Origin of the sequence: Sphaerochaeta sp. UBA5849, assembly GCA_002432715.1 — a bacterium.
Taxonomy (GTDB): Bacteria; Spirochaetota; Spirochaetia; order Sphaerochaetales; family Sphaerochaetaceae; genus Sphaerochaeta.
Genome location: DJGJ01000044.1, coordinates 48,185 through 56,209 on the forward strand (window position 1 = coordinate 48,185; position 8,025 = coordinate 56,209).

Sequence of the window (8,025 nt, forward strand, 5' to 3'; positions counted from 1 at the left end):
CCTTGTCGCACAAGTGGCCGACCGATGTATCCGGTCGGCCAAAAATGACTCAATCAGGTCTACAGCCCGTATTCACCGTCGGCCTTCAGCAGTTCATTCACCGCCTTTACCTTCTCTTGTGCCAAAGACGCAAGCTTGGTACTCGTTCCCTTGGTGTTGATGGACTCGATGATTACTTCACCGATAAGATCGCGGGCCTGGCCGACAGAGCTCATGAACGGGCGGTCATACGGATAGCCGTTCTTTGCAGCGTGGGCCTGGGTCTCAACCAGTCCAGGGTTCATGACCTTTCTGACTTCAGCATCAGCCCATGCAGAATCCCGGGCCATGGTGATGTTGGAAAGCATGCCTTGGATGGCAAGTTCCTTGCTGGTCGCCCAGTCGAGGAACTGCTTTGCCGCATCCTTGTTCTTGGAAGCAGAGGACATCGCCATGCCCCAAGATACGACGATGAACGGACTATCGTCCTTCGGGCCTCTGGGAAGCTGGGCGATACCGATGTCGGCAGCAGGAATCTGGGTCTTGGTGGGATCGACAATCTGGCCGTAGAAGACCGAGGCATCAGTCCACATGGCAACCTTGCCGGCTTGGAATACAGGCATGATATTCTCCCAAGACATGCTGGTCACACCCTGCGGGCCATAGTTGCCCAAGAGCCTGCCGTAGTAGCGGATGGCCTCAAGTGCCTCGGGGCTGTCAAATACAGCCTTGCCGCCATCAAGGTACCTGCCACCAAAGTTATAGACATAACTGGAGAGCTGGGTAACGGCTGCAGCACCCTTTCCGCGGGAAGCAAAGCCAGCTACGCCGTCCTTGTTCAAGGCTTTGGCAGCAGCTTCAAGCTCGGTGAAGTTCGTAGGAACAGAGAGCCCGGCCTGCTTGAAAAGGTCCTTGCGATAGTACAGTACCTGCCACTCGGTTACCAACGGTACGATGTAGGCTGTGCCGTCTTTTCTGCCGATATCGACCGAGTTGGCCGGGTAGTCTGCAAAGTTGTAGCTATCCAGGCCTTCATACCAACCATTCTTGATGAACATCAGACCTTCCTGCAAAGGACGGGTCATGAATACATCGACGGTCGAACTCTTGGTGGCAAACTCGGTGGTGAGTTTGTTGGTCAGCTGGCTCTCCTGCAAGCTCTCATAGTTGACCTTGATGCCGGTCTTTGCTTCGAATTCAGGAATCTTGGTCTTCAAGAGCTCGCCATAGGGATGGTTTGCCAATAGAACGCGGATCTCCTGTTTTTGTGCTGTCTCAGCGGTGCCCTGTGCAAACAGGGGGAAGGCCAAGCAGAATACCAGTGCCATGACAACCAGTACATTTCTCGTTTTCATACTACACTACACTCCTTTTACTTTGTACACCTTTTTTATAGTATACCCCGTTTTTTCCAGAAGTGAAGCGATAAATGAATATTTATTTCTGATTGCCTGAATATTTTTTTCATACTATACTATGAAGCAAGGGGGGAGGGAATCCGATGCAGGAAGTCAGTGCCATCTATACCATCCGCAGCAAGTATGCAACACTCAGCACCAAAGAGAAGAAAATCGCAGACTTCATCCTCGAGCACCCCAAGGAGTCGGTGAATCCCAGCATTGAGGAACTTGCCGAGCGGATCGGCATCAGCGAATCAACAATGGTACGATTTGCCCGCAAACTCGGCTACAGCGGCTACCAGCGCTTTCGCATCGCCTTGGCCCGGGAGACCATCCCATCCAGCGAACAACTCTTTGAAACCGAAGTCTCCAAAGGCGAAGATCCTGCGGACATGGTCTTTGCCAATGCAAGAAAAAACCTTGAAGAGACCTACACCAAGCTTGACCGCAGCATCCTCAAGGAAGCGGCCAAGCGGTTTGCCCTTTCACACGCACTCTTTCTGATGGGTCTCGGGGGGTCGAACATCCTGGCCCAGGATGCATATCACAAACTCATCCGCACCGGGCTGAACTGCCAATACGCATCCGATTACCATATGCAGCTGATGCTTGCAAGCCAAGCGGGAGCGGACGATGTCGCCCTGCTCATCTCCCATACGGGAGTCGGGCACGATACCCTGGCTCTTGCCGAGGAGCTTCGCAACAACGGCTGCTTTTTGATTGTCTTGACCAGCAACACCCGCTCGCCTCTGGCCAAGCTGGGCAACCTGGTGCTGAGTGTCAGCAGTCCCGCCTCTTCGGTGGTGGCCGAGTCCTTTTCCGCAAGAATCACCAGCCTGGTGCTCATCGATGTCCTCTATGTGGAGGTGCTTGAGCACCTTGGCGAGGCTGGAGTTGAGAATTTGAATAAAATGAGAAGTGTCATCGCAAAGCGGCGCATCTAGAGGAGAATAGCTATGAAAGCAACCATCGGCCTGATCGGCCTCGCAGTAATGGGAGAGAACCTGGTGCTCAATCTTGAGAGCAAGGGATTCAGCGTTGCAGTATACAACCGAAGCATCGAAAAGGTGGATTCGTTCATCGAAGGCAGGGCAAAGGGAAAGCAGATCATCGGCACCCACAGCCTGCGTCAGCTTGTGGAAGCATTGGAGAAGCCACGCAAGGTTATGATGATGGTCAAGGCGGGTCAGGCGGTGGATGACACCATCGAAGCCCTGCTTCCCCTGTTGGACAAGGGAGACATCATCATCGACGGAGGCAACTCCAACTATGAGGACAGCCAAAGAAGGATGGCCTATGTCGAGAACCAAGGCATGTGGTACATCGGGACCGGTGTATCCGGCGGTGAAGAGGGAGCCCTGAAAGGCCCTTCCATCATGCCCGGAGGCTCTGTTCAGGCTTGGCCGCATGTCAAGCCGATTTTTCAGAGCATATCAGCCCATGTGGATGATGTTCCCTGCTGTGATTGGATCGGCAGCGGCGGTGCCGGTCACTTTGTCAAAATGGTGCACAACGGCATCGAGTATGGGGACATGCAACTCATCGGCGAGGTGTATGACCTGATGAGAAAATTGCTCAGACTCTCCAACGATGAGATGCAAGCTGTCTTCTCCGAGTGGAACGAGGGGGAACTCAACTCCTACCTCATTGAAATCACCCGTGACATCCTTGGATTCAAGGAGGAGGATGGATCGGCTCTCCTGGACAAGATCCTGGACACCGCCGGACAGAAAGGAACCGGCAAATGGACCGGCATCAGCGCCTTGCATGCAGGTGTCCCTCTCACCTTGATTGTTGAATCGGTCTTTGCCCGCAGCGTTTCCAGCCAGAAGGAGGAACGCATTGCTGCAAGCAAGGTCTTCGATTTCAAACCGTCTGCACCGGTTGCCGACACCAAGGCCTTCATCGAGGCTCTGCGCTCTGCTCTGTATGCAGCGAAGATCATCAGCTATGCCCAAGGCTTCTCCCTGATCAAGACGACCGGAGAGGTGAACACGTGGGACCTGAATCTGGGCGGCATCGCCCTTCTTTGGAGAGGCGGATGCATTATTCGCTCGGCTTTCCTGGATAAGATCAGCCAAGCCTTCAGCTCCGATCCGGCACTGAAGAACCTCATTCTCGACCCCTATTTCTCCAGTATCCTGACCAAGACCCACCAGCAATTGCGGCAGGTGGTTGCCGCTGCAGCACTGAACGGGATTCCCGCCCCGTCGCTGTCTGCAGCACTGTCCTGGTTTGACAGCTATCGCACCGAGAATCTTCCGGCAAACCTCCTGCAGGCCCAACGGGATTACTTTGGCGCACACACCTATGAACGGGTTGACCGACCGAGAGGTGAGTTCTTCCATACCAATTGGACCGGCCGCGGCGGCAACACCGCTTCCACTACGTACAGCATTTGACCTGAGGAGGATAGTATGGCTCAGCTTGCACTCATTCCCAAGGAGCATGCCCATCTGGATTTGCTCTCACTCGGAGCTCTTGTGGTCCGCCTCGATCCTGGAGTCATCCCTTTTGAATATGCTTCCCAGCTGGAAACACATGTCTCCGGCGGGGAGTTCAACGTCGCGGCAAACCTCAGCAGGGCGTTTGGACAGCGAACAGCCATCGCCAGTGCGATGGTCGATTACCCCATCGGGTTGAAAATAGAGGCTGAAGTACGTCGAATGGGGGTGAAAGCCTTCTATAAGCGGTTTGCACACGACGGAGTCCGCGGCCCGAATATGGCCCACGTCTACAGCGACCGCGGACAAGGGTTGAGACCTCCTGTGGTGTTTTACAATCGAAGCAATGAGGCTGCAGCCCTCTTGGACGAGCATAGCTTTGATTGGAATGAACTGTTTGGAGGAGGCGTTCGTTGGTTTCACAGCGGTGGCATATTCTCTGCCCTCTCCCCCTCCACCCCCGATTTGATCATCAAGGCGATGCAGAAAGCCAAGGATCAGGGAGCGGTGGTCTCCTTCGACCTCAACTACCGGGAGAAACTCTGGAAATCCCTTTCCGACAAACCTCAAGAACACGCACAGAAAATCCTCTCATCCATCGTCGAACATGTCGATGTACTGCTCGGGAATGAAGAGGACCTGCAGCTTGGACTCGGACTGAAAGGTCCTGAGGTGGTCAAGGCCGACAAGCTCGACCCCACCTCCTTCTACGGCATGATGGAGTCGGTGCAGAAGCGTTTTCCCACTGTCAAGGCAGTCGCTACGACGATGCGTGAGGTACTGTCCACCAACAGGCATCGCTGGAGCGCCGTGCTCTTCCTTGATGGGAAAGGGTATCAGGCACCGACCTGCGTTCTTGATGTGTATGACCGCGTCGGTGGCGGCGACGGCTTTGCCAGCGGCTTGATCTACGGCCTGTTGGAAGGCAAGGAACCTGAAGATGCACTCAGGCTTGGCTGGGCTCACGGAGCCCTGTTGACCAGTTATCCCGGAGACACCACCATGGCGACTCTCTCCCAGGTCGAGGCTCTTGCCCAAGGCGGCAGCGCCCGTATTCAGAGGTAAAGCATGCAAGCACTCGTATTGACAGCATACAAAAATTTGGAGATTCAGGAAGTTGCAAAACCCAAGCTGCTCTCCCCCACCCAAGTATTGGTTAGGATCAAGGCTGCATCCATCTGCGGCAGCGACGTCCACGGCTATGATGGGTCGACCGGTAGACGCAGGCCCCCCATAATCATGGGACATGAGGGAAGCGGGATTATTGAGGAAGTTGGATCTTTGGTTGCCAATTTCAAGGTTGGTGACCGGGTGACCTTCGATTCAACCATCTACTGCGGCTCCTGCCCGTTCTGCAAGCAGGGATTGTTCAACTTGTGTGATAATCGCAGGGTGCTCGGAGTCAGCTGCAGTGATTATCACCAGGATGGGATCTTTGCCGAGTACGCCCTCATCGAAGAGCGGGTGCTCTTTCACCTTCCTCAAGGTCTCTCCTTCGAGGAGGCTGCAATGGCCGAGCCCGCAGGAGTTGCTGCCCATGCCATCAGCCTTGCAGCACCGAAACTTGGCGAGGATGTGGCGGTTGTCGGTGCCGGCCTGATCGGCCTGCTGGTGATCAAGCTGCTCAGGACGATGACCAGCGGCAACATCATCGCCATCGAGATGGATGAACAACGGAGAAAGAAAGCACTTGAAATTGGTGCCGACTTTGCCATCGATCCCCGCGATTCCCAATTGCTTGAAAAGGTACAATCCATCACGAGCTGTGAAATGTTTCAGCTCGTCTATGAAGCGGTCGGCGCCAGCAGCCCGATCAATATGGCAATTTCGCTGGTGCGCAAGGGAGGAACGGTTGTTCTGGTGGGCAATGTCACCCCTACCATCGATTTGCCGCTGCAAAGTGTGGTAACCCGGCAAATCAGGCTCCAAGGTTCATGCGCCATCAACGGCGAGTATCCGACGGTACTGAAGATGATGGCGGACAAGAAGCTTGACGTCACCGACCTGATCAGCAAGGTCGCTCCCCTGAAGGAAGGCAAAGTTTGGTTCGACAAGCTGTACAACCGAGAGGACAACCTGCTGAAAGTTGTCTTGGTTCCCTGAATAAGGCGAGGCATGCAATGAATACGGTACGATATGCTCTGATTGGATACGGGAAAGTGGCTACCATCCACGCAAAGGCCCTCAAGGATGCCAAGGACAGCACCCTTGTTGCAGTATGGGGTCGCGATTCGGGCAAGGCTCAGGCCTTTGCCCAGGAGTTTGGGATTCTTGCCTATACAGATATCAACCTCATGGTCAAGGAAGCGAAGGTCGATGCGGTGATCATCACCACGCCACACCCGCTTCACAAGGAACACACCATTGCCGCCCTGAGAGCGGGTGCCCATGTGCTGGTGGAAAAGCCGATGGCCCTCACTGTCAGCGACTGCGACGCCATGGTCGAGACAGCCAAGGCTGAGAAGAAATTGCTTTCGGTGATCAGTCAGAGGCGGTGGTATCCTGCAAGCCTGCGCATCCACAAAGCCATCGAGGACGGAAAATTGGGAACACCGATGCTCGGCCAGGTTACCATGCTCGGCTGGCGCGACGAAGCGTATTATGCAAGTGATCCCTGGCGTGGCAGCTGGAGCCTTGAGGGCGGTGGAGTCCTGATAAACCAGGCACCCCATCAACTTGATCTGCTGCACTGGTTTCTCGGCCCGGTCAAGGAGGTGTATGCCCAGTGGGACAACATAAACCACCCCTATATCGAGGTGGAGGACAGCGCCGTCGCAGTAGTGAGATTTGCAAGCGGCGCCATGGCCTCGATCCTTGTATCCAACTCCCAGAAGCCGGGCATCCATGCCAAGGTGCATGTCCACGGCTCATCGGCCTACTCGGTCGGGGTGCAGACCGATGGGGGTGCGATGTTCATTGCCGGGCGCAGCAGCATCCTGGAACCGCCGGTCAACGACCTGTGGACGATTGAGGGTGAGCAGCAGAACCTGGGCCGTTGGAAGGATGAGGACACAGCTTTTTTCAACTCAATCGATGCAGTAGCGTATTTCTTCACCAAACAACAGGAACATTTCTCACAAGCGATCCTTGGCAAAGAGGAGCTGATCAGCAGCGGAGAGGAAGGAAGGGAAACGGTCAAGCTCATCGAGGGCATGTACCGCAGCCAGAAAGAAGGAAAACCGATCCGCTATTGAAGAGACTGTGGGAGCACCAGAACGTAACTGGTGCTTCTTCCTCCGCGTTCGGATTGCTTGAGCACCCCTTTATGTATTAGATCCTTGATATCACGCATTGCAGTATCATGGCTGCAATGCATGAGTTTCGCCCATTTCCGGGTTGTCAAGGATCCATAAAAATCCGTAGTCAACCGCACGATCATGGAACGCTGGCGTTCATTCAAAGTCAGTCGCTCAAACAGGTGTCTTACATGCAGCGTCTTTTCGCAACTCTGGATTGCCTGTTCTTGGGCTTCGCGAATTTGTCCAAGATACCAGCGTATCCAGTTGGTACAATCAAGACTTCCCGTTTGTGCTTGGCGAAGCTGTTCATAATACTCGCTCTGATGCTTCTTGAGCTGGGTGGCAAGGCTGAATAAGACTTGGTTTTTTGTATGATGCCTATTAAATGTATAGTCTCCGATGATTCTTGCCATCCTTCCATTTCCGTCCTCAAATGGATGGATGGTCAGAAACCAAAGATGAGCTATAGCACTGTGAATTGAAGCGGGGATGTTGCTTGGCTCATCGATCCATGCGATGAAAGCCTCCATTTCTTGATGTACAAGATCTGCGGAGGGGGCTTCAAACAGAACTTCCTGATTCTTGGAGGATCCAGAAATCACTGCAATGGCATCTGTTCTGTACGCTCCTGCATGAATGAGGAATGGTCCACTCAAATTCTGTGGAAACAAGGTTCTGTGCCAAGACCACAGTCTCTGGTGCGAGAGCGGCGACTGTGCACATTCCAAAGCTTCCAACAACGTTTTGACAATACCTTCAATATGAGGTCCGGAAAGCTGCATCGATGCATTGGGAACTTGGAGCCTTCGGCAGATTGATGAGTAGATTCTCTGCTGCTCAAGGATCTCCCCCTCTATCTCATGTGAATGATAGATTTCATCGGTGAAGGTCCGCGCCTCAAATTCCTTGAGATTCGAAATACCCAATTGGGTGAGCAGTGTGTGTCAGTCCGTACAAATACGC

Annotated in this window: 7 protein-coding genes; 5 read left to right on the forward strand and 2 right to left on the reverse strand. The window is 53.9% G+C overall.

What is annotated here, in order from left to right:
- Positions 1-59: 59 nt before the first annotated feature.
- Positions 60-1,334 carry an ABC transporter substrate-binding protein gene (locus tag B3K89_RS07615; RefSeq protein ID WP_293892249.1) on the reverse strand — a complete coding sequence of 425 codons (1,275 nt, stop codon included), beginning with the start codon at positions 1,332-1,334 and terminating at the stop codon, positions 60-62.
- A gap of 146 nt (positions 1,335-1,480) precedes the next feature.
- Between B3K89_RS07615 and B3K89_RS07620 the strand changes: the two genes are divergently transcribed.
- From B3K89_RS07620 to B3K89_RS07640, 5 genes are read left to right on the forward strand one after another with little or no spacing between them, the layout of a single operon-like run.
- Entirely contained in the window at positions 1,481-2,323 is an 843-nt protein-coding gene (locus B3K89_RS07620) for a MurR/RpiR family transcriptional regulator (RefSeq protein ID WP_293892247.1), read from the forward strand.
- 12 nt (positions 2,324-2,335) lie between these two features.
- Entirely contained in the window at positions 2,336-3,781 is a 1,446-nt protein-coding gene (gene gnd, locus B3K89_RS07625) for a decarboxylating NADP(+)-dependent phosphogluconate dehydrogenase (RefSeq protein ID WP_293892245.1), read from the forward strand.
- Between the two features lie 15 nt (positions 3,782-3,796).
- Positions 3,797-4,888 carry a sugar kinase gene (locus tag B3K89_RS07630; RefSeq protein WP_293892242.1) on the forward strand — a complete coding sequence of 364 codons (1,092 nt, stop codon included), beginning with the start codon at positions 3,797-3,799 and terminating at the stop codon, positions 4,886-4,888.
- A 3-nt stretch (positions 4,889-4,891) separates the two neighbouring features.
- Positions 4,892-5,926 (forward strand): zinc-dependent alcohol dehydrogenase, encoded by a 1,035-nt coding sequence (locus tag B3K89_RS07635; RefSeq protein WP_293892239.1) that lies wholly within the window; start codon positions 4,892-4,894, stop codon positions 5,924-5,926.
- A gap of 17 nt (positions 5,927-5,943) precedes the next feature.
- Entirely contained in the window at positions 5,944-7,017 is a 1,074-nt protein-coding gene (locus B3K89_RS07640) for a Gfo/Idh/MocA family protein (RefSeq protein WP_293892236.1), read from the forward strand.
- Here B3K89_RS07640 and B3K89_RS07645 read toward each other — a convergent pair.
- Complete coding sequence (locus B3K89_RS07645; protein ID WP_345907231.1) at positions 7,011-7,988, reverse strand: Fic family protein; 978 nt, start codon at positions 7,986-7,988, stop codon at positions 7,011-7,013. The two genes, B3K89_RS07640 and B3K89_RS07645, sit on opposite strands and share 7 nt — an antisense overlap.
- Positions 7,989-8,025: the final 37 nt, after the last annotated feature.

Excerpts from the sequence above, each read along its gene's own strand:
- B3K89_RS07615 (WP_293892249.1), bottom strand. The coding sequence starts at position 1,334 with ATGAAAACGAGAAATGTACTGGTTGTCATGGCACTGGTATTCTGCTTG.
- B3K89_RS07620 (WP_293892247.1), top strand. The coding sequence starts at position 1,481 with ATGCAGGAAGTCAGTGCCATCTATACCATCCGCAGCAAGTATGCAACA.
- gnd (WP_293892245.1), top strand. The coding sequence starts at position 2,336 with ATGAAAGCAACCATCGGCCTGATCGGCCTCGCAGTAATGGGAGAGAAC.
- B3K89_RS07630 (WP_293892242.1), top strand. The coding sequence starts at position 3,797 with ATGGCTCAGCTTGCACTCATTCCCAAGGAGCATGCCCATCTGGATTTG.
- B3K89_RS07635 (WP_293892239.1), top strand. The coding sequence starts at position 4,892 with ATGCAAGCACTCGTATTGACAGCATACAAAAATTTGGAGATTCAGGAA.
- B3K89_RS07640 (WP_293892236.1), top strand. The coding sequence starts at position 5,944 with ATGAATACGGTACGATATGCTCTGATTGGATACGGGAAAGTGGCTACC.